The sequence below is a fragment of the Allofournierella sp. genome, assembly GCF_017889395.1.
In the GTDB taxonomy this organism is placed as follows: Bacteria; Bacillota; Clostridia; order Oscillospirales; family Ruminococcaceae; genus Allofournierella.
The window spans coordinates 1-22,693 of record NZ_JAGHKE010000069.1 but is presented as its reverse complement, the minus strand read 5'-3'; the positions used below and the strand labels follow the sequence as shown (position 1 = coordinate 22,693).

Here is a 22,693-nt window from a genome sequence, read left to right as displayed (position 1 = left end):
CCAGACCATCACGGTGCCCACCAGGTTGGCCAGACTCACCACTGCGATCATCACACGGGCGGTGTCGCTGGTGAGGAACTGGTCCTCGGTGCCGTTGGAAGCCAGCACCAGCGCCAGATTGAGCAATGTGGACATGCTCAGCACTGCGGTGCCCGCCAGCAGCTTGCGGTCCGCCCAGCGGGCCACCGCCGCCAGCAGCAGCGCCAGCGCCGGAATCAGATACCGCTCGTGCATCCGATGGCTCAAACAGAAGATGGCCACGCCGTAAAAGCCCGCCAGCAGCATGGGGCAGAACCGGCCGCTGCGCACACTGATCCAGGCCAGATACAGCATGGCGACGGTGGCGACCAGAATGCCCACAGTGCCCAGCATCTGCCAGGTGATGGGCGTGCCGAACACACCCTCGGTCTGCACGATCCAGTTGCCGCCCAGCAGGGTGATCAGATTAAAGCCGTTCACGCTGGCATAGGGATAACTGGCCACGGTTCCGGTGTACTTTTCCACCAGCCAGTCCATGGGCTGGTCACCCCAGAAGGGCAGTGCAAAGGCCAGCACCACCGCCACAGACAAAACAGCTCCCAGTGCCGCGCGAACCACTACCCTGCCCCGCTCGGCCACAGGGCCGGTGAACAGAGGCAACGCAAAGCAGACCGCCAGCACCGGCCCGAACAGCAAAGCCTGGGGCTTCTGAGCCAGCGCCAGACCGTACAGCAGGGCGGCGGGCAGATATTTTTTCCGGCTCAGCAGCCAGAACACCCCCACCAGGCAGAGGGCAGGCACGCTGTCCACCTGCTTCCAGACGGCGGTGTCGTACAAAAAGGCCGGACAGAAGGCGACGAGCGCCGCGATGAGCATGGCCCGCTTTTCGTTCAGATGGGTGCGGGCGATGTGCCAGATCAGAGCGGTCAGGCCCACATCGCACAGGATGGGTACACTGCTCAGCAGCAGCACAAAGCCCTTGCCGCTCACATCCATGCCCAGCAGCTTGCCCAGGCTGCCCAGCACCCAGAGCACCAGCATATAGCCGGGGGGATAATCCGCAAAATATTCCGGGGAATAGAACTGGCCCGGGCCCAGATCCGCCAGGCGCTGCGCCCAGGCGGTGAAGCAGGCCACATCGGTGGAATAGCCCTCGGTGACCAGGGTCAGCCCGATGCGCAGCACAGCGGCGCAGATCAGCAGCACCAGCAGACCGTTGGGCAATCGCCGGTCACTCCGGCGAACATGTGGTTTGGCGTTTGCCATGATCTCTCTCCTTTTCACACGCACGGACGCACCGTGCGGGGATGGCCCACCCAAACTGTGGACACTCTTATGTTCAGTATAGTCAAAACGTCCTGCTCATTGCAAGGGGCAGGGTGTGGTTTTCCTGTGAAAACGAAACAAGAGTACAAAAACAGGGCACAAAAAAGCCGGATGCGGTGAAGCCTTCACCACACCCGGCAAACCGTCGGATCGCAGGGCCGCCCCGCTTGGGAGCGAGCCCAGTATGTGATATTTTAAGAAATTTTAGACACTTTGGGGCCCTGAGCGGTGTCTTCCACCTGCCAGCCCATCTCGGTGATCTGGGCGCGCAGAGCGTCGGCGGTGGCCCAGTCCTTAGCCTTCTTGGCGGCGGCGCGGCGCTCCACCAGCTCCATCACCTCGGCAGGCACCTCGTTGGTCTTGCGGTTGTACAGCAGGCCCAGCACGCCGGTCAGCTCGTCGAACACCTCAGCGGCATTGGTCAGCGCAGCCTTGGAGGCCTCCTTGCCCAGGGTGTTGATCTCCTTCACCAGCTCGAAGATGGCAGCCAGAGCGTCCGGGGTGTTCAGATCGTCGTCCATGGCGGTGTTGAACTTGGCCTTGGCGGCGGCAGCCTTCTCCACCAGTACCTCGCTGCCGGTCTCGGCGGCGTTCTTGATGAGGAAATCCAGATTCTCGCGGCAGGTATACAGCCGCTCCAGGCTGGACTTGCAGGACTGGATCAGCTCCACGGTGTAGTTCAGAGGCATGCGGTAGCCTGCGGTGAGCAGGAAGTAACGGATGGGCTCATAGCCGTAAGCGTCGGCAATCTCACGCACAGTGAAGAAATTGTTGGCGCTCTTGCTCATCTTGTGGTTGTCGATGTTCAAAAAGCCGTTGTGCATCCAGTAGCGGCTGAAGGTGCAGCCGTTGGCACACTCGGACTGGGCGATCTCGTTCTCGTGGTGGGGGAAGATCAGGTCCTGACCACCGCAGTGCAGATCGATGGTCTCGCCCAGATGCTTGCGGGCCATGGCGCTGCACTCAATGTGCCAGCCGGGCCGACCGGGGCCGTAGGGGCTTTCCCAGGCGGGTTCGCCGGGCTTGGCGGCCTTCCAGACCGCGAAATCCGCCGGGTCCTCCTTCAGGTCGTCGTCCATCTGGCTGCGCAGCTCCCGGTTGCCGCTCTCCAGGTCCTCCAGGTTCAGGTGGCTCAGCTTGCCGTACTCCTTGAACTTTCTGGCCCGGAAATACACGTCGCCGTTCTTGGCCACATAGCCGTAGCCCTTTTCGATGATGTCGGCCACGATGCCCAGGATCTCGTCGATGTGCTCGGTGGCGCGGGGACGCACGCTAGGTGCCAGCACGTTCAGGCCCTCGCTGTCCTTGATATACTCGGCCTCGTAGCGGCGGGCGACCTCCTGCATGGGCACGCCTTCCTCCTGGCCCTTCTTGATCAGCTTGTCGTCAATGTCGGTGATGTTGGAAACGTAGATCACCTTATTGCCCTGGTACTCCAGATACCGGCGCAGGGTGTCGAACACCACCATGGGCCGGGCGTTGCCGATGTGGATGAAATTGTACACGGTGGGGCCGCACACATAGATGCGGTACTCGCCGGGCTTCTGCGGGATGAACTCCTCTTTTTTGCGGGTGAGGGTGTTAAAAATCTGCATACTGCTTCGCTCCTTGCTCTGCGCAACGGCCCCATGGCCCGGCGCAGTTTCAATGCTACCATTATACCAGCCTTTGGCGGTTTGCGCAACGGCGGGCCGGACCTTTTGGCAAAAACAAAACGCCCGGCGATCCGCAGATCGCCGGGGCGCGTTTGTACTTTTGAAAACCGTTCTCGGTTACAGCCACTTCTTCCAGCGGGCCAAAAAGCCTGCGCCCAGAGTAGCCAGCACGGCAATGACCACCACGATCACAAAGCCGAAGGGATTCTCGGCGAAGGGCACCGGCACGTTCATGCCCCACAGGCTGGACACGATGGTGGGCACCGTGAGGATGATGGTCACGGCAGCCAGCAGCTTCATCACGATGTTCAGGTTGTTGGAGATCACGGAGGCGAAGGCATCCATGGTGCCGGACAGAATGTCCCGGTAGATGCTGCTCATCTCCATGGCCTGCTTGTTCTCGATGATTACGTCCTCCAGCAGATCGGTATCCTCGGGGAAGTCCCGCACGAAATCCATGCGCAGCAGCTTCTCCAGAACGATCTCGTTGCCCTTCAGGGAGGTGGAGAAGTACACCAGGCTCTTCTCCAGGCCCAGCATCTGAATGAGCTCCTTGTTCTTCATGCTCTTGTGCAGCTCGTTCTCCACGCGGGTGCTGGCCTTGTCCACCTGGCGCAGGTAGAACAGGAACAGGCTGGCGTTGCGATAGAGCATCTGCAGGGCCATGCGCTTGCGCTTCTTGGTGCTGCAGGCCTTGACCAGACCCTCCATGAAGGCCCGGGGCAGCGCGGTCTCCTTCAGAGAGACAGTGATGATGTTATCCTCGGTGAGCACGATGCCGAAGGGAATGGTGGAATACACAAAGCTGTGGCCCTCGGTCTGCACGATGGGGGTGTCCACGATGATGAGGATGTGGCCGTTGTCCTCCACTTCAATACGGCTGCGTTCCTCTTCGTCCAGCGCGGCCCGAACCAGGTCCGGGTCCACATGCAGCTGGGCGCAGACCCGGCCGATCTCCTTCTCGTTGGGGTCGCACAGGTTGATCCAGGAGCCGGGCAGGATCTGGTCCTGCTCCAGCATACGGCCGCTGTCGCTCAGATAAATATTCAACATAAAAAAACACCTGCTTTCTCAAACTTACCGGTTCTTCTCCCGGCTGTGTTTGCGGCGCACGGCATTACAGCCGCCCCCCGAAAAGCAGGCTCCGCGCTCATAATTCAGCGCAGAATGCAGGGTAAGGCAGCAAAGCCGGTTCCGCTGATAAAACGATCCACACATCTACTGGGGTCGCCGTCCATGCTGTCATCTCCTTGCATTGAATTTTTTGTTGCGGGCCCATTGGCCCTCACTTAGTGTATGCCCGCCGGGCGGGTTTGTCAAGCCATAAAACGCCAAAAAACGACGCTTTTTGGCGCTACGCGGTAAAAAGCGGGTAAAAAGGCCAAAAATGCCCCAAAACGGGCAAATTCGGCCCGGTTTGGGGCACGGCGGCGGGATTGCTCCGGCAAAAAAGAAAGCCGGGGAAACCAGCTGCTTCGCTGGCCTCCCCGGCACGGGTTACTGGGTTTTGCGGGCCTCAGCCCATCACATACACGTTCACTTCCTGCACACCGTTCATCAGCGCTTCGGAGAAGCTGTCGTAGAACAGGTCCACCAGGCAGCTGCCGTTCAGCAGCGAAGCGCCTGTGTCGGTGGCGATGGCATAGCCGTAAACCAGCTTGCCGTCGGTGCTGGTGATATAGAGCTTGGTGCCGTACGGGATCAGGGCGGGGTTCACGGCAACGGTGCCGCAATACAGACCCAACCCGGAAGCGCCCCGGCCCCGGCTGGCACTGTAGCCGGTGGCCCGGCCGGTGTACACCGCCGTATAGCCGGTGGGCACGCCGTCCACCACCTCGGGACCTTCCAGCGGCGAAACCGGCGCCCCTGCCTGATAGGCCTTGATGATGGTGTTCTGGGGTGCCACGGTCTGCACCACGCTGATCACCTGGCTGGATTCCACCACGCCGTCCACCACGCGCTCGCGGTGGGTGATCTGGTTGGTGCCCTCGTGCCCCTGCTGCACCAGCTGGGTCCGGTTGCGGTTCCTGTAGAACAAGCTGGTGTACACATACTCGGTCTCGTAGGGGATGGATTCCTCCACCACGGTGTCCCGGTATTCCACCCGGTGTACCTGGATGCTCAGGCCGTCGGAAATGGCGGTGTGCAGGCTGGGCTCGGTGTAATCGTGCTCACCCAGCTCCACGCCGCAGGCGGCCAGTGCGTCGTTCACGGTGCCGTTGACCAGGCGCAGCTGGTGGGTCTGGCCGTCCGCGGTGACGGTGAGGTCCAGCGCCCGCTGGATGCTCAGACTGGCCTGATTGCCCTTGTAGACGGTGTAGTGCACATCGTCGCCCTCCTCAGCCACGATGCCGCTCAGCTGCATGAGCTGCTGCGGGTCGTCCAGGTGGGTCATAACCACCTCGCTCGCGCCCTCGGAATCGGTGATGCGCACCAGATGCAGCGCCTGATGCAGGCCGATCAGGGTGAGCGCCAGGCAGCCCACGGTAATCAGGCAGGCCCACACCTTGACCGGCACCGCCAGAACCAGGCGGCGCAATTTGTTGATGATCGTAATCATGCAATCTCCTAACGTTCCATGCTGGCGGGCAATGGGGGCCAAAACGGCCCGCCGGCGGCCTGGAACATGGGGCCAGACCGCGCCCTGCTTTCGATGGCCCGAAGCCTTTGCCGCCAAATGCGGGCTGTTCCGGGCACTTGTGGCATTGTAGCAAAAGCGGACCGGAGCCGTCAAACGGGAAAGCTCCGCCGTTTTTTGCCGCATGCTTTCAAATTTCGCCGAAATATATTTACCGTTCACTGTTGCTTTTAAAATTCTCACTTTTTCGGCTTTTTTCTTAAGATTTCTTAAGATTCAAACCGATTGTATCAATATCGCCTCCTTTTGTACAACATAAATTCCCGCTGCCGCTCACAGAATCCTCTGGCAGGATTTTGTGCAGCTTCCACAATTTTTATTCCGATTATGGATTTTTCCTCGCTCATGCAAGCCGGCCCCGTTTTCCGGGTCTGATTCTGATTGTATCCCCTGCCGCCGGGCATATTTTGCCGAAGGGTGCCCTGTGCTGTTTTTCCCTTTTTTCCACGGCTGCTGCGCCCGGTTATACTCCGCTTTTTTCAGGCAGTGCGCCTTCACCGACAGGTGCAAATCATGGGGCGATATCCATATATAATGTAATATATAAATATCCTATATAAAAAGGAGCAGCTTCCCGGCACAAACTGCCGGAAAGCTGCTCCCCTTTTTTCAAACCACAACCATCTGGTTTTCCTGCCCAGATATCGGCAGAACACAAACACCGCACAGATCGCCCAGGGCTCAAATTCCGGGCCGCATTCGATCCGCCAGCCTCCCGCAATGCCCCGATGCAGCACACAGAGAGCCACCTCTCCCTGCCGGTTTTTCATCAGATAATTTTCGCAGCTTACCATCTCCAGACTGTAGGTCTTTTTCTGCCAGGTCAGCTCTGCCCGGTCCACCTCCGGCGTGCGGTTCAGCGGCCAGCCTGCCTGCGCCGGTTCCTGTCCCCGGCGGTAGCAGGGCACCGCCCGCATCAGCTGCCGCCCCTTTTTGCCGCGCAGGCAGTATTCCCGGCCGCTGCAGCGCTTCTCCGGATGCTTCAGCGGCTGCGCCCACACCTGATATTCCGCCGTTCCCTGGCTGATGGTGTGCCGGCTGCCGCACAGCCATCCCCCGATTCTGCAAACCGGTTCCTTTTCGCCCCGGTAAAGAACTCCGCCCTTCATCAGATACTCCATCCTGCAATCCCCCTCATCAATGAATAACACACCAGGCCTGCCGCTCCGCAGCAAACCATTACTCCAATGGGATTCGGCTTTTTCCAGCGCATGGCCGCAAACGCTGCCGCAAACAGCACGGTGGCCACCCAATCCACCCCGCCGGACAGCGCCTGAAGCAGCAGGCCGGGCAGCTGCTTCAGCAGGTGGACCGGATGGAAAAGAGCCTTCTGGGCTGCGACGATGTGGGCCCGCTGCGGGTGGGGTCCACCGTGACCATCGGCTCACAGTTTCTGCCCTGCTATGTGGACACCTATCAGAACCTGCGGCCCCAGACGCGGGTACAGGTGTGCATCAGCCCGGGTGAAACGCTGGAGCAGCTGCGTGGTCAGCCCTTCCTTTTGCGGGAAAAGGGCAGCGCCACCCGGGAAACCTTTGATGCCGCCGCACCGGCCGCCGGCTTTTCGGTCGAGCCCGCCTGGGAAGCCAGCAGCACCGCCGCTCTTGTCAATGCCGCGGTGCACGGGCTGGGCATCGCGGTGCTTCCCCGGCGCATGCTCTGGGGTCCGCTGGAGCGAGGGATCGTCGCCTCCTTCCGGGTGCCGGAGCTGGACCTGCACCGCCGGTACTGGATCGTCTACCACAAGGACAAATTTCTCACCGCCGCCGCCCAGCATTTCATCACGCTCTGCAAAAATTACGAGCTGGATTACCCCGCTCCCCATTACAACGGATTGTACTGATGATCCCTCTGTCCCCCGCCCCTTGACAGAAGCTTTCCAAACGAGTATACTTTATAAAGTTAAAATGCTGAGATGGAGACAGCGCACCGCACCCCTGGGTACAGAGAGAAGGTTCACCGGCTGAAAGGCCTTCCGAACAGAGCGATGCGAATTCCCTCCGGAGCAGTTCGTGCCAACGGGCCCTTGCGGCCTCAGTAGTGCGGAACGGTTCGCCCCGTTACCGGCGCCGAAAGTGCCGTCGCGTTCTGCGGCGGAATATGGGTGGTACCACGGAGTTTACAGCTTCGTCCCGTTGTGTTTGCGGGGCGGGGCTGTTCTTTTTTATCATCGAAAATGAGGTGTATTATGGAAGCAAAGATCAATGCTCTGAAAGAGCAGATGGAGATTTCGCTTGGCGCTGTGCAGTCTCAGGAAGAGCTGGCCGAATTCTGGCAGGCTTACCTGGGCAAAAAGGGCAGCATCGCCGGGCTGATGAAGGAGCTGGGCAAGGTTTCCGCCGAGGAACGGCCCGCCATGGGTAAGTTCATCAACCAGTTCAAGGCCTACGCCGAGCAGCGCTACCAGGAAGTGCGCGCCGAGATGGACCGCAAGGAACTGGAGGCCCGCAACAAAAACGAGCAGGTGGACATCACCATGCCCGCCGTGAAGCGGCCCATGGGCTCGCTGCATCCCATCACCATCGTGAAGGACCAGATGGTGGACGTGTTCGCCGGCATGGGCTTTGAAATTTACGAGGGCCCCGAGATCGAGGACGACGACCACAACTTTACCCGGCTGAACGTGGCGAAGAACCACCCCGCCCGTGACATGCAGGATACCTTCTACGTGGCCGAGGACATCGTGCTGCGCACCCACACCAGCCCCGGACAGATCCGCGTGATGGACGCCGAGAAGCCCCCCATCAAGGTGCTGGTGCCCGGCCGCGTGTTCCGTTCCGACAGCGACGCCACCCACTCCCCCATGTTCCATCAGATGGAGGGCCTCGTGGTGGACAAGAAGATTACCCTGTGCGACCTGCAGGGCATGCTGGATGAGTTCGTGAAGAAGATCTTCGGCAGCGAGGTGAAGACCCGCCTGCGTCCCAGCTACTTCCCCTTCACCGAGCCCAGCGTGGAGGTGGACGTGAGCTGCTTCGAGTGCGGCGGCAAGGGCTGCTCCCTGTGCAAGGGCACCGGCTGGATCGAGGTCCTGGGCGGCGGCATCGTGCACCACAAGGTGCTGGAGAACTGCGGCATCGACCCCAACGAATACTCCGGCCTGGCCTTCGGCATCGGCATCGAGCGTATCGCCATGCTGAAATACGGCATCAACAACATCGGCCTGCTTTATGAGAACGATCTGCGGTTCCTGAAGCAGTTCAAGGACTAAGGAGGCAAACCCATGAAAGTACCATTCAGCTGGCTGAAGGAATATGTAGACATTGACGTAACCGCCCAGGAGCTGGAGGAAAAGCTCGCCACCGGCAAGGACCACAAGACCGTGGAAGGCGTTCTGACCATCAAGAAGGGCAAGCTGCGGGGCTACGAGAGCTGCGGCATGCTGTGCAGCGGCGTGGAGCTGGGTCTGAACGACGATCTGTACCCCGGCGCCGATTATTTCGGCCTGCTGGTGCTGCCCGAGGACGCACCCGTTGGCGCGGATGTGAAGCCCCTGCTGGGCATGGACGATTACATCTTCGACATCTCGGTCACCGCCAACCGTGCGGACTGCCAGTCCGTGCTGGGCATTGCCCGTGAGGTGGCCGCTGTGCTGAACAAGCCCCTGAAGATGCCCGCCACCGACTACACCACCAGCGATTACACCTATCCCGGCCTGAACATCACCGTGGAGGCGCTGGACCTGTGCCCCCGTTATCTGGGCCACGGCGTGCGCAACATCACCCCCGGCCAGTCTCCCCGGTGGATGCGCCGGTACCTGGCTCTGTGCGGCCTGCGCAGCATCAGCAACGTGGTGGACATCACCAACTTCGTGATGCTGGAGATCGGCCAGCCCATGCACGCCTTTGACATGTCCACCCTGGAGAGCACCCAGATCATCGTGCGCCGCGCCCGCAACGACGAGTCCATCGTCACCCTGGACGGCAAGGAGTTCCAGCTCAGCGACAGCAATCTGGTCATCTGTGACGGCTCCAAGCCCGTTGCCCTGGCCGGCATCATGGGCGGTCTGAACAGCGAGATCACTGAGAACACCACCCAGCTGCTGTTCGAGTCCGCCAAGTTCATGCGGGACAACATCCGCAAGACCTCCCGCAGCCTGGGCCAGAGCACCGATGCCTCCAGCCACTACGAGAAGGGTATTTCCGAATACACCTGTGAGCTGGGCATGGCCCGCGCCCTGCACCTGATTCAGGAGCTGGGCTGCGGCGAGGTGACCGCCAGCGCCTTTGATGTAAGCGCCGGTGCTCCCCGTGAGGGCAAGCGGTTCACCGCCACCATCAGCGGCATCAACCGCATTCTGGGCATCGAGGTGCCCGCCGAGGCCATTCTGGACATCCTGCGCCGTCTGCAGTTCGAGGTGAAGCAGGACGGCGACGTGCTGGATGTGACCGCCCCCCGCTACCGCGAGGACATCGAGATCGGCGAGCCCGACCTGGCCGAGGAGGTCATCCGGGAATACGGCTACGAGCACATCGTACCCACCTTCCTGCAGGCCTCCAGCGTGACCAACGGCGGTCTGAACGCCGCCCAGCAGCGCCGCGCCAAGCTCAAGCGCACCCTGTGCGGTCAGGGCTACTACGAGATTTCCACCCTGGCCTTCTACGCAGACGCCGATCTGGACGCGCTGCATCTGGCCGAGGACGCTCCCGAGCGCCGGGTGATTCGTCTGCTGAACCCCATCACCTCCAACCTGACCATCATGCGGCCCCTGCTGGCTCCCTCCATGCTGAACACCGTGGTGGAGAACCTGAAGAAGGGCAACAACGCCGGCCGCATCTTTGAGCTGTCCAACGTGTACGCACCCAAGGAGCTGCCCGTGACCCAGCTGCCGGACGAGATTCCCCACCTGGGCTTCGCTGCCTTCGGCGACGACGAGGACTTCTTCACCGTGAAGGGCACCATGGAGGCCCTGGCCGAGGCCTTCGGCGTGCGCTTTGACTATGAGCGCGCCGAGGATGTGCCCTACCTGCACCCCGGCATCTCCGCCTACATCCTGTGCGACGGCAAGCGGGTGGGCGTGTTCGGCAAGCTGGCCAATCAGGTGACCGGCGAGCTGAAGCTGCCCAAGGACAGCAAGGCCAACCACAAGATCTTCCTGGGCGAGATCGACTACAACGCTCTGTGCGCGCTGCTGCCTGAGAGCATGCGCTACCAGCCCATCTCCGAATTCGCCACCGTGACCCGTGACCTGGCGCTGGTGGTGGAAGAGGGCATGACCTGCGGCACTCTGGTGGAGACCATCCGCTCCGCCTGCAAGCAGGTGGGCGATGTGGAGCTGTTCGATGTGTACCGCAGCGAGCAGATCGGCGAAGGCAAGAAGAGCATGGCCTTCAAGATTTTCTTCGTTCCCGAAGACAAGGCGCTCACTCCCAAGGACATCGACCGCTTTATGAACAAGATTCTGGGCAACCTGAAGCACAAGCTGAACATCGACATGCGCTGATCGTCCTGCCCGTTCTACCGGTTTACACCCGGCAGCTTCGCACCGTTTTTTGGTGCGAAGCTGCTTTTTGTTTGCACCTGCTGCAAAACAGCGGCCATTGCTTTGATTCCAAGCAAGAAAGAAGAGCATTTCATTGAACAAGCAGAGTTTTTACCGCATTTTCTTTTATATTCTGGGGCTTTTGATTCTGGCCCTGGGTCTGACCCTGAACACCAAGGCCGGTCTGGGCGTTTCCCCCATCATTTCGGTTTCCTACAGCGTTGCCCAGATCTTTGAGCTGAACTTCAGCAACACCACCCTGTTCCTCTACTGCGTGTTTGTGCTGGTCCAGCTGGTCCTGCACGCCATTCAGTGGAGGCTGCACCCCGAAACCGATTACCGCCTTGTGCTGCTGATGGACGTGCTGCAGATTCCGCTGAGTCTGGTATTCACCCGGTTTCTCAACCTGTTCGGTGCCTTTTTCCCGGCTCTTTCCGCCGGGGCTGCCGGCTGGACCGACCGGCTCCCCCTGCGCCTTGCGGTGCTGCTGCCGGCCATCCTGTGCACCGGCGTGGGGGCGGCGCTGTCGCTTTCCATGCGGATTGTTCCCAACCCGGGCGACGGCATCGTGCAGACTCTTGCGGACTGCACCCACCAGAGCGTGGGCCTTACCAAAAACTGCTTTGATCTGTGCAACATCACTCTTACCATCCTGCTGGGTCTGCTGCTCACCGGGCATCTGGTGGGCATCGGGCTTGGCACGGTTCTCGCGGTGGTTGGCGTGGGCCGCGTGATCGCCCTGTTCCAGCATCTGGCGGGCAAAAAAATCGCCCGGCTCTCCGGCATGGCCGCCTGAGACTTGCCTGCCCGCCGTAATAAAACAAAGAAAACAGCCCGCGCAGGACGCGTTCAACGCGCCTGCGCGGGCTGTTTTTTTACGGTTGAGCCGTTATCCGGTCAATCCGGGTTCATTTGGTTTTGTTGTGCTGCACATTCCGGGTGCGGCGGCCGATCTCCAGTACAGCAAGGGCTGCCACTGCCAGCACGACCACCGCGCCTGCAACCAGCATCACATTGCCGTCGCCGGTCTGGGCACCACCGGTGATAACCGGAACCGGTGTCGCTGCCGGGGCATTGGTGCTGCCACCGCTGCTGCCGCCGCTGCCCTGGCCACCGTCAGTCTTTTCGGTCACCTTCCAGCTCAGGCCAATGGGCGACAGGCTCTTGACCACAAAACGGATGCCCGTCTCGGTCTCGTAAACCTGCAGGGTCTCCACATCGCCGGGCTTATGGCCATCCCGCTCTTCCGTGAACATGTGGGTCACCACAAAGTCGTGGGTGTCCCGGCTGGTTCCTGCCGGATAGGGCAGCTCGACCACCACACCGTCCTTGGGGAAGTTGGCCGGGTCCACCGGTACCCACTGCCCCAGAGCGTTGCGGGTCATCAGCGTAATGTCGTATACCAGCATGTTTTCCGCCTTCAGGCCGGACAGTACTGTGGCCGCCACGCGGTACAGCTCATTCTTGATCTTTTCCGCAGTGTTGAAGGCAGTGTTTTTCAGCGATTCCGGAACGTTCACAATGCCCTGCTGGATATCCAGCGCCAGGTCGGTGCCCGGCTTCGGGGTTTCCTCAGGCTTCGGGCTGGTTTCCGGCTGCTGGGACGCCATGCAGATCACATCGCTGCGATCCCGCACGCGAATGCGCGGGAAGGGACCTTCCGGTGCATTGAAGGTGTTGTCGTAGGAGGCAAGACCGGTGACCGTGATCTCGCAGCCTTCTTCCAGATCCTTCACATCCTCCGCAGTGTCGATGTAGCCGTCGATGAAGACGCGGCCCAGATTACCGGCGGCATCCTTCACCATGATGGTCTGAACCAGACCGTTCTCCTTGGCAAAGGATTCCACGGTACCCTTCAGGGTGACCAGACTGCCCAGGACCGAACCGTCGTTCAGCTGGCTGGCCATGATCTGTTTGGGCGCGGGGGCGCTCTGCTCGCCGATCTTTTCGATCTGCATCACGTTGATCTGCCGTTCTCCCTGGTAGGAGGAGGTGGTGCCGGTGATGCGGACCACATCGCCCACCTTGTAGTTGCCCGCCACCGGGAAGGCGTTGACGCCTGCGGTGTCGTCCTGCAGGTAGATGCAGTCGAAGAAGGCGGTGTTCTTGTCATAGCCGGAGGCATTGGAGGTGACCACACCCTCGATGGTGAACTTGACGCCCTCCAGCTCCTCGGCCTGTACCTGCGCAATGGGGCTGATTTCCACCGGGTTCAGGCTGCTGACCAGATTTGCACAGATATTATAGTTGGAGTAGTTCTTCTCCGAGGCGCTGTCCTCCACTTCGGCCTGGACCTCAAAGTTGGACATAAAGGCCGCACCAGATACCAGAATCATGCCCTTGCCCTCCAGCTGCTCGCTGGCCAGAACCATCAGTCGGTTATCGCCCTCTGCCACCGGATACTTGGGCATTGCCTCGCCGCCCAGTCCGTCCTTGTCGCTGTCCGTGGAGTAGGTGGTGGCGTGGCCGTAGACCACCGGCGATACCGTTGCGGGAAGCTCACTGGTGGGGTTGCCGTTCTCATCCACCACGTAGACGGAAGCGCCGCCATACTGGCTGAACAGCTGGGAATACATGTTGTCGTTGGGATGCTCTGCGTCGTACTCCACACCATCCATCAGGACGCTGTCCCAATTGTAGGTGGAGAAGTACAGCCGCTGGGTCTGGCCGCCGTTCAGGGTGTCGTCGTTGGTGGCATCGTCACCGATGCGCAGCGAGGAGCCCAGGGCCTCCAGCACCTTGTTCTGCTGAGCCGCCATATGGTCGGCTGCGTCGAATGCTGCGTAGCTCTCGTAGTAGTCGGACCAGCCGGCCAGAACCACCACACCGCCCGCGGCGTTGAATTTCTGAATGGCCTGGATTTCCTCGTCCGAATAGGTTGCATAGGGATCGCGCAGGGCATTGCCGTCGCGGCGGGAGGGCGCGGTCAGGATCAGCGCCTTGTACTTGCCGCCTTCGTTGGCGCAGGCCTCCAGCAGCTGCTCGCTGGTGTTCAGCTGCACGGTACGCACCGAGTAATCCGCCGCCAGCGCGCCGAAGTTGCCCATGGAGTCCTTATAGTTGCCCGCCACATATTCGTTGTAGTGGGAAGCATCAATGCCGATGTATACCAGCTTGGAGGCATCCTGCACATCCAGAGAAATGTCCTTGGTGTAGGTGTAGGAAATGCCGTCCACCTCCAGCTCCACGGCCACGGTGATGGTCATAACGCGGGCCACGGTGGGGGTGTAATCCCATTTTACCTCCTTGGTGGAGGAGGCATCCAGGGTGCCCAGATCCTTCTGGGTGTCCAGAACCTGCCCGTCGCAGCTGTAGGTCACCGACTTGATGGTGGCCGCGCTCAGCTCGCTGTTGAACAGGCTGGTGGTCAGGGTCAGCGCTTCACCGGTAACCGGGGTCGCGGTGCCGCATTCCACGGAGGAAACGCCCAGCTTCATGGTTTCGCCCACCCAGACAGGCGCGGTCACGGCAACATCGCCGTCGCCCTGGGTCACACGGATGAAATAGTAGCTGTAATCCGCCGGGATGGCGCATTCCATGGTTCCGGAGGCGATCTCCGCCGGGGTCCAGGAATGGGCCACGGTGCCGGAGTTGACCACCACTTCCACCTTGGAGATGGAATCGCTGGTGTCCGGGTCATAGACGCTCACGTCGATCTCCACGGTCTCGGGAACCTCTTCGATGATGGAGCCCATCACCTGATCGTTCAGAGCGTAGCTGATTTCCAGGTTCTTGTCCTCCGAGGCATACACGCGGTAGGCGCGGATAGCCTCGTAGATGCTCTCCTCGGTGAGGGCATCGGCCAGAATCACATCGCGGGCATCGTTGGCGTTGCCCCATTTGCCCTTGTGGTTATCCTGGTTGTTGGTGGGGGCCACATGCCAGCCCTTGTCCAGGGCCATGGTGTAGTACTGGTAGCTGGGGAAGTAGCCGCCGGAGCCGATGGCGCCTTCGCCGTTGCCCACCTCCAGCAGATAAACGCGGCTGTCGATGACTGCATCGTAATAGGCAAAGTCCGCAAAGGTGCCGAAGGTGGTGCCGGGATGGTTGAACTGGCTGATGGCATCCACGCCCTCCGGCTGGCTCAGCAGCTTGTAGTAAGCCTGCAGGCCCGCGTCGCCGGTCTTGTTGTTCAGGGTGGTGTTGTTGCGGGACACAATACCGGGGGTATTGAAGGTGTTCATGTGACCGGGACCACCGGACCAGGTCATCTCAAAGCCCGCCAGCGCCAGCACATCGGACTGGCTGGCGTTGAACTCGGCCACAGTGTTCTTGTATTCCGCCCACAGCTGCCGGCTGTATTCCGTGGCCAGGCTCATGTCGTACAAAGCGCCTTCCGGGTTGGCCTCGCCGGACTTGTCAAAGTAGTTGGAGTGGTCGGTGAAGGCCACAAAATCCACCTGCTCATTGTCGTGCAGGTTCTTCACATAGTTCAGTGCATCCTGCAGGGTGCCGGAACCATCGGAATAATTGGTGTGAGAATGCAGCTGGCCGAAGTACAGCTGATATTCCGCTTCGCCCACGGTGAAGCTCCAGCTGCGTTCCACGGTCTTTCCGGTTTCGGTTTCAAGCTTTACCGTCACCGATGTACGGCCCTGGGCCAGGTCTGCATCGGGGGTGTAGACCGCCTGGTCCGCTTCCACCTTGGGGGATACCTCTTCCCCGTTCACAGTCATGGTAACGGTGGGGTTCTTGCCCGCGTTGGCAAACTTCACGCCGATCTGGGGCCGAAGCTCCTCGCCGGTCTGGCTGTTCGCCGCCGGGAATACCTCGGTGATCACCGGCTCGTCCTTGACCTGAATGGAAACGGTTCCCTCAAAGGCCACGCCTTCCTTGTCCGTACCGGACACGGTCACCTGGATGGTCTTCTCTTCCGTCAGCTCTGCGGCAGGAATGGTGATGGAATAGCCCGCCTCATCCAGCTTGGGCTCCTGGGTTTTGCCCTCATAGCTCGCCTGAATGCTCTGCACGCCGAACACGGAATCCACTGCAAAGAACAGGCTGTAATCCATGCCCACATTTGCATCGGTGGGGGTACCAAAATCCACCTTGGGCATGTTGACCACACCCTTGGTGACCGACACACTCGCCGCCACCGGATAGAACCGGAAGGTGAAGATATCCTTATCGGTCACCTTATTCATGCTGTAGGTCTTGTAGCTGCTGCTGAAATACTCCAGGAACTGGGAGTATTTGCCGTTGAATTTTGCGGTGCGGCTTTCCAGGGTATAGCCGCCGTTGTACTCGGCCAGCGTCCAGTCCGCGTCCTCGCTGGCCTGCTGGGAATAGAAGGCGTTGTTGCCGGTGCCGTTGGAGCACAGGTAGCCGTCATATTCCGTCTTGAAGCGGTAATAGTCGCCGTTCTTCTCCACGGTGAAAACGCGGGCGCCGTTGCTGATCTCCGTAATGGTTTCCGCCTCGGTGGCCGGCGCGCTCAGAATGGAGGGGCTGGTCTCGTTGCCGTCCGGCCCGGCCAGCACGCCTTTGGCGGACAGGTTGTAGATCACCACCTGGTCGCCATCCTCCAGCGCACCCTGTCCCGGTTCGGGATCGGGAATTTCGCCGGTTACCTTGTAGAAGGCCAGTGCGAACAGTCCTTCGCTGCCTGCGCCGATTTTACCGTAAGAACTCCAGTTGTTTTTGTCGGCGTACCATTCCATATAGGAATTACGCACTGTGTTTTTGATGTAATACAGGCCGTCGCTTGCCTCCTCCAGCACCCAGCGGTCATTTTTCTCGCCCAGGGGCATGCTGGAGAAGGAATCGCCCATACCGATGTTCTGGCCGTTGTAGGCGAAGGAGAAGCTGCCGTCGCCGTTGTCCTTTACGGTCCACACGTCCGCCTCCGAGAAGCCGGTCAGCTGGCCATCGCTCAGGGTCACATCGGTGCCGTTGTTGTAAAAGCCGTTGTAGGTAGCAGAAAGCGCCTTATTGTAAGCGGGGTTGTAGATAACCACCCGGTCGCCATCCGCAATGGGGCCCTGAGGCTCCACCGGCTGGCCGCTTTCCTTCACGATTTCATTGCCATTGGTGTTGCGCAGCTGCAGAGTCGTATTATGAACGCTCACCGCTGCGCTCACGGTGATGGTATCGTCCACCGCAACAGCCCAGCTGCCATCCTGCTGCTTGTCCACCACCGCTTTGTAGATCTGGATGGTGTTGGTGCCGTCGGTCACGGTGATGTTCGGCTGAGCGTATACGCCGTTGTTATCGTACACCTCGGTCACAGTCAGATGCTCCAGCTTCACATAGCTGCAGATGTCGGCCGTGGTCAGCGCATCAATGGTGGTGGTCTTTGCCTCCAGCGTCATGCCTTCGCCCTTTTCAAAGGTCGCGTTGTTCAGCTGGGGCAGGCCGTTGTAGTCCCCTCTGGTTCCGGTGGCGGTAACGGTATCGCCCAGAGCAATGCCGTCAGCCGTGCCGCGGGCGCAGATCGCCCCGGTGGTATCCTGCAGATAGATATTCTGCCCGTCCACCAGAGTGACCACACCGGTCACCCGCAGATCAGCGGTGCCGCTTGCTGCCGCCAGTGCTTCTGCAATGGTGATGGAAACAGGCGTTTCCGGATCGGGTTCAGGCGTTACAGAACCTGCCGGTACCTGATACAGGGTGAAGTTGCTGGGGTATCCGTTGGGATTTCCATTGATCGTATCATTTTTGTAAGCGCGGAATTTATTGTCTGAACCGGTGTTGGATGCCAGACGGGTGATGTCCTCCCCCACGCCGGAAAACTGGAACGCGCCATTTTCAAAGGTGACCGCCCAGCGGTAATCTCCGGCTTGGATTCCATTGGTGTTGCCGCCCTTGGGTGCAACGGTTACTCCGTTGGAATCAGTCAGAGAAACGCCGTCGGAATTCACATCCAACGTCCAGACCAGTGCTGCATCCGGACCAGACAGAATTGCTGTCTCATCCGTCCCGGCCGCAGTCAGCCATGTACCGTCGAGCACACCCACTGCTTGCCCGTTTTCGCAAAGCAACACATACTGACCGGTAACCAGCTCGTCGGCACTGGTCAGCTTATGAATTTCCGATTCTGCTCCCGATTCTGCGAATACTGTTCCCGGAACAAACGAGAACAGCATGGCAACGGTAAGCAGCAACGAAACAACTCGCTGCAGCAATTTGTCCATCTTCATCTTCCTTTCCGTTGTGCGGTGAATTCCTGCAAGAAAATGCAGCCGTAAATCTTCTATAAGATTATCACAATTTGAACACATTCGTCATCAGATTTATGTAATCTCTGTGTAAAATACCGTATTTTTTCTACGTTTTGCTGTTTTTTCCTGCCAGATAAATAGGAAGAACACCTATTTTTGGGACTTATTTGAGAGTTCGTACCTTTCCTCAAATATACTCAGGTCCAGGCCCTGATTTCCCGGCGTAATCATCCAAAGCGTTTTCACAAAAAAACGCCCACCCGAAGCAAATGCCCCGGGCAGGCGGTGTGAGTGAAGAGTGAAAATGAGAGAGGGAACAGCTGACGCTGCTCCCTCTTTTTGTGCTCTTGACACTATAACTTTTTATAGTATAATATACTATATTAAACCATTAAAATCCTATAAAAAATTATAGGAATGAGGTGATGTCGCTGTGACTGACAAGTCCATACAGTTGTTCGGCTCAAAAGAGTACCACTTTCTGAACTGGTTGAAAAGTCAGGAACAGAAAACCTCTCGCGGCACGACTATCAACTTTTCGCAAGAAGAGATCGCTGCCGAATATGGCAGTAGCCCGGCGACGGTAAACAAGTGGTTGCAGGCCTTGCAGTCGGTAGGGTGCGTAGAGCAAAAGAAAAAGGGCAGTTACCGCGTTACCAAAACCGGAGACGCAGTAATTGCCCAGATGGGAAAAATAGAGAAACTTATTGGAGGAAATAAAAATGGCTAACGAAAGATTGACGGAAAATATTGTCAGAGATCATTTTAAATCCGATCCTCTGTTTTCCTCCGTAAAGTTTGAGGAACAGAAATCGACAAATATGCGTATCGCAGAGTGCTTGGCTACTGCATCAAAAAGCGGCAAGGACAGGCCAGGCAAACCAGAGTTTATTATAACCTTTCCAACACAAAGTTCCGATTACTTGATTGTAATTGAGTGCAAGGCAAAGACTGACAAGCACGAAAGTGCGAACCATGATCGGGCAAAAGACTTTGCGGTCGATGGTGTTTTGCATTATGCCAAGTTCCTATCTGTCGAGTTCAATGTCGTTGCCATTGCGGTCAGTGGCGAAAGTTCTGAAACCATTGTCGTCAGCAATTTTCTTCACAAGAAGGGAGATGAGGCCGCAACTGAGTTGCCCGACAAAAAGTTGTTGGGTATCTATGACTATGTCAAGACATTCCGAAACGAGCAGTTAAACTACAATTTAAAAGACGTCAATATTGTTGAAAAGGCTGTTAAACTGAATGACGATTTTCATAGCTGTTCAATTTCGGAAAGCATGAGAAATACACTTGTGAGCGGTATACTTCTTGCTTTGCAAGACAATATTTTCTGTGCATCCTATAAGGAGGCTGCGTCCTCCAAAGATTTGGCCGAGGACGTATTAATCCCTGCTATTCGTCGAGTCCTATCAAAAGCAAAAGTTCGAAAACTTGAAGATATGATGGGCGTCTACAGCAAAATACTGGATGAACCTCTTGTCAAGGACATTCAAATCAAGAAGAAAAAGAAGCCTATTCTCACTGTCGCATTTTTCAAAGAAACCATTCAGTATCTTGAAAAACAAGTATTCCCGTTGACCAAGTTGGAGGAAAGCGGTTACGATGTGCTGGGACGTTTTTACACCGAGTTTGTGAGATATGCGGCCAGTAAACAAAAACAAGGACTTGTTTTAACCCCCTCCCATGTCACAGACTTATTCTGTGATCTCGTAGAACTTAAAGTCGATGATATTGTATACGACCCATGTTGTGGCACTGGAGGTTTCCTCATTGCTGCAATGAAGCGGATGTTACAGTTGGCTGGCAATGATGACGAGAGAAAAGAAAACATCCGGAAAAATCAATTACTTGGCGTAGAAGTAAGGCCGGACATGTTTACTTTCGCCTGCTCTAATATGATGTTGCGGGGTGATGGCAAATCCAACATAGATCGGGGAGATTGTTTTGATTCCGAAACGATTAAGCGTATCAAAAAACTTAAACCAACTGTGGCATTCCTCAATCCTCCGTATGACCAAGGAACTGACGTTCAGTTGGAGTTCATCGAAAAAGCGTTGGAAGCAGTCGCTTCCCAAAACGGCCGTGTGGCAGCAATCGTCCAAATGAGTTGTGGGTTAAAAGATGATGCTGCTACTGTTGCGGTACGAAAGCGCTTACTCGACAAGTTTACATTACGGGCCGTTATCTCTATGCCAAATGATTTGTTTTATCCCGTTGGTGTGGTGACATGTATAATGGTTTTTGATGCTTCTCGTCCAAATGGTGATAAAAAAACTTGGTTTGGATATTTAAAAGACGATGGCTTTGTCAAACGGAAAAATAAGGGAAGAATTGATTTTTACTCCAAATGGAACTATTTGAAATCTACATTTTTGGATTCATATATCAATTGCGATGAGGTTATAGGATTCAGTGTCAAAAAAAGTGTACAACCAGCAGATGAATGGTGTGCAGAAGCATATATGCAAACAGATTATCAAAAGCTTTCAAAAGATGATTTTGTTGATATTATGAAACGATATGCCGTGTTTAAAGTAGTCGGTGCCATCGGTGGAGATGAGGTGACAGAAAACAATGAAGACGATGCAGATTAAAGATTTGTTCCAAGTCACATCAGGTAACAAGCTCGATTTTGGCAAAATGGCAACAACCCAAAACGGAGTTGCTTTCGTTTCAAGATCATCCAGAAACAATGGTGTTGTTGGATACGTAGAGAAAATCGGTAATGTTTCACCATTTGAAAGTGGGTTGATTACTGTATCACTAGGTGGCACATATGTTTTGTCATCCTTCGTTCAGCCCACCGAGTTTTATACTGCACAAAATGTCGCCGTTTTAAGGCCTTTAGTTGAAATGTCTATTCAAGAAAAGTTGTTCTATTGTATGTGCATTTCTGCTAATCGTTTTCGGTATAGTGCCTTCGGTCGAGAAGCAAATAGAACCCTAAAATATCTCGAAGTACCAACGCGTGAAGAAATCCCAGAATGGGTTTCATCCGCTACCATACCAGATTATTCACACATCAAAAAAAGTTACTCACAGTGCGAATTCGATATTAATTCAGTTCCTCATGGGCAGTTTAGGATTTGTCAGTTATTTAATATTGAATACCCTAAATCTTTAGTGTACTCGAATACAACGCCTCAAAAAGGTGGTATAAATTTCGTCAGTTCGAAAGCTACGGATAATGGTGTCGTCGGTACAGTAGAGAAAATAGGCGGAGTGAAAATATATCCTGCTGGATGTATTACAGTTCCACTAAAGGGATCCGTGTTAGAACCGGCACTCCAAGAAGCAGAATGCTATGTTGCACATCAAATTGCTGTTCTCACGCCCAAGAATCTTATGTCGACGCTTTCAAAATTGTATATGTGTACACTCATTAAAGCCAATAGATACCGTTTCAATTATGGAAGGCAAGCGGATAAAACACTCAAAGACTTAGAACTATCACTCCCCATCACCGAAAACGGAGATGTTAATTATTCTGCGATAGAAACATATATGCAATCACTTCCATACAGCAACAACTATGTTTAACAGAAAGAGCGGCCAAGGCTAAAAACCTTGACCGCTCTTTCTGTTGTCGGTACTACAACCACACCGTCACGGCGAAGCCGCCGCGAAAATAATAGGTGTTCGTGTAGTACCCTTGTGGTGGAGATGGCGGGAATCGAACCCGCGTCCGAAAAGAAGTCCACGAGAGTATCTCCGGGTGCAGTTTGTCTACAACATTTCCTTTGTGCCAGGCCGGCAAACAGGCCGACACATTGGTAGCTTCATGAGTTCATGGCCGCCCGCAAAGCTTAAGGCTGCTCACGTTCAGTACCTAATCGATGCCCTGGCCCTGTTCGGTACTAAGACAGGCAGGACAGCCGCCTATAATTAGGCAGCGACAGCTAATTTATTGTTGTTAGCTATTTTTTCGGAGGCGTTTAAAGTGTGGCCCCCATCCACTACCCGCTGCTCGCGCTTTCCTCTCCCCGTCGAAACCTTTACATCCCCATAAAAGGGCGGAAATTCCGCCCGGAAAGCGAATGTTGCGCTTTTTGAATGCGGCCTTACCGCCGCTGTGTTTTCATGGCCCGGTCAATGTCCCGCTGGGCGGCGCGCTGGGCCGCGGTAGCCCGCTTGTCGTACAGCTTTTTGCCCTTGCACAGGCCAAGCTCCAGCTTTACCCTGCCATGCTTGAAATAAAGCGAAAGCGGAATCAGAGTATAGCCCTGCAATTTGATCTCCTGCGCCAGCTTGCGGATCTCATTTTTATGAGCCAGCAGCCGCCGGGGCCGCAACGGGTCCCGATTGAAGATATTGCCTTTTTCGTAGGGGCTGATATGCATTCCGTACACGATCAGCTGCCCATTCTCCACATCCACCCAGGAGTCCTTCATGTTCACCTGGCCCATGCGGAGACTTTTCACCTCGGTGCCCACCAGCTCGATGCCTG

Annotated in this window: 14 protein-coding genes and 1 other RNA gene; 7 read left to right on the top strand and 8 right to left on the bottom strand. The window is 56.9% G+C overall.

Features of this window, described 5'->3' with window-relative positions; all coding sequences use genetic code 11:
• The 5 genes from J7G73_RS09520 to J7G73_RS09500 all read right to left on the bottom strand — a co-directional run.
• Window positions 1–1,245, bottom strand: a 1,245-nt coding sequence (locus J7G73_RS09520) for a glycosyltransferase 87 family protein (RefSeq protein WP_291246071.1), incomplete at its 3' end; no start/stop codon positions are given.
• Window positions 1,246–1,499: 254 nt separating this feature from the next.
• Window positions 1,500–2,900: a cysteine--tRNA ligase gene (cysS, locus tag J7G73_RS09515; RefSeq protein ID WP_087296308.1), complete on the bottom strand. Its 1,401-nt coding sequence runs from the start codon at window positions 2,898–2,900 to the stop codon at window positions 1,500–1,502.
• 177 nt (window positions 2,901–3,077) lie between these two features.
• The gene (locus J7G73_RS09510; RefSeq protein ID WP_087296309.1) at window positions 3,078–4,013 is read right to left on the bottom strand and encodes a magnesium transporter CorA family protein; all 936 of its coding nucleotides are present in this window, start codon (window positions 4,011–4,013) and stop codon (window positions 3,078–3,080) included.
• Between the two features lie 463 nt (window positions 4,014–4,476).
• Window positions 4,477–5,520 carry a 3D domain-containing protein gene (locus J7G73_RS09505; protein WP_291246070.1) on the bottom strand — a complete coding sequence of 348 codons (1,044 nt, stop codon included), beginning with the start codon at window positions 5,518–5,520 and terminating at the stop codon, window positions 4,477–4,479.
• Window positions 5,521–6,092: 572 nt separating this feature from the next.
• Window positions 6,093–6,719 (bottom strand): hypothetical protein, encoded by a 627-nt coding sequence (locus J7G73_RS09500; protein ID WP_291246069.1) that lies wholly within the window; start codon window positions 6,717–6,719, stop codon window positions 6,093–6,095.
• Between the two features lie 194 nt (window positions 6,720–6,913).
• Between J7G73_RS09500 and J7G73_RS09495 the strand changes: the two genes are divergently transcribed.
• The 4 genes from J7G73_RS09495 (at window position 6,914) to J7G73_RS09480 (ending at window position 11,876) form a co-directional block, all read left to right on the top strand.
• Window positions 6,914–7,441 (top strand): LysR substrate-binding domain-containing protein, encoded by a 528-nt coding sequence (locus tag J7G73_RS09495; protein ID WP_291246068.1) that lies wholly within the window; start codon window positions 6,914–6,916, stop codon window positions 7,439–7,441.
• Window positions 7,442–7,786: 345 nt separating this feature from the next.
• Complete coding sequence (gene pheS, locus J7G73_RS09490) at window positions 7,787–8,809, top strand: phenylalanine--tRNA ligase subunit alpha (RefSeq protein ID WP_087185090.1); 1,023 nt, start codon at window positions 7,787–7,789, stop codon at window positions 8,807–8,809.
• Between the two features lie 12 nt (window positions 8,810–8,821).
• On the top strand, window positions 8,822–11,041 hold the full coding sequence (gene pheT / locus J7G73_RS09485) for a phenylalanine--tRNA ligase subunit beta (protein ID WP_291246067.1): 2,220 nt from the start codon (window positions 8,822–8,824) through the stop codon (window positions 11,039–11,041).
• A 133-nt stretch (window positions 11,042–11,174) separates the two neighbouring features.
• Window positions 11,175–11,876 carry a DUF6198 family protein gene (locus tag J7G73_RS09480; RefSeq protein WP_291246066.1) on the top strand — a complete coding sequence of 234 codons (702 nt, stop codon included), beginning with the start codon at window positions 11,175–11,177 and terminating at the stop codon, window positions 11,874–11,876.
• 112 nt (window positions 11,877–11,988) lie between these two features.
• Here J7G73_RS09480 and J7G73_RS09475 read toward each other — a convergent pair whose 3' ends face one another.
• A complete protein-coding gene (locus J7G73_RS09475) occupies window positions 11,989–18,213 on the bottom strand; it encodes a CehA/McbA family metallohydrolase (RefSeq protein WP_291246065.1) in 6,225 nt (2,074 codons plus the stop codon).
• A gap of 460 nt (window positions 18,214–18,673) precedes the next feature.
• On the opposite strand from J7G73_RS09475, the gene J7G73_RS09470 reads away from it, so the two are divergent.
• Genes J7G73_RS09470 through J7G73_RS09460 form a run of 3 tightly spaced genes read left to right on the top strand, consistent with a single transcriptional unit; the run spans window position 18,674 to window position 21,786 of the window.
• On the top strand, window positions 18,674–18,970 hold the full coding sequence (locus J7G73_RS09470; protein WP_087294994.1) for a helix-turn-helix domain-containing protein: 297 nt from the start codon (window positions 18,674–18,676) through the stop codon (window positions 18,968–18,970).
• Entirely contained in the window at window positions 18,963–20,840 is a 1,878-nt protein-coding gene (locus tag J7G73_RS09465) for an N-6 DNA methylase (protein WP_087294996.1), read from the top strand. The genes J7G73_RS09470 and J7G73_RS09465 overlap by 8 nt, the downstream gene beginning before the upstream one ends.
• Window positions 20,821–21,786: a restriction endonuclease subunit S gene (locus tag J7G73_RS09460; RefSeq protein WP_087294998.1), complete on the top strand. Its 966-nt coding sequence runs from the start codon at window positions 20,821–20,823 to the stop codon at window positions 21,784–21,786. The genes J7G73_RS09465 and J7G73_RS09460 overlap by 20 nt, the downstream gene beginning before the upstream one ends.
• 115 nt (window positions 21,787–21,901) lie before the next feature.
• On the opposite strand, the gene ssrA is transcribed toward J7G73_RS09460, so the two are convergent.
• Both ssrA and smpB read right to left on the bottom strand, forming a co-directional pair.
• Window positions 21,902–22,251: a transfer-messenger RNA gene (gene ssrA / locus J7G73_RS09455) on the bottom strand.
• Between the two features lie 56 nt (window positions 22,252–22,307).
• The coding region (gene smpB / locus J7G73_RS09450; protein WP_291246064.1) for an SsrA-binding protein SmpB at window positions 22,308–22,693 on the bottom strand (386 nt) is incomplete at its 5' end.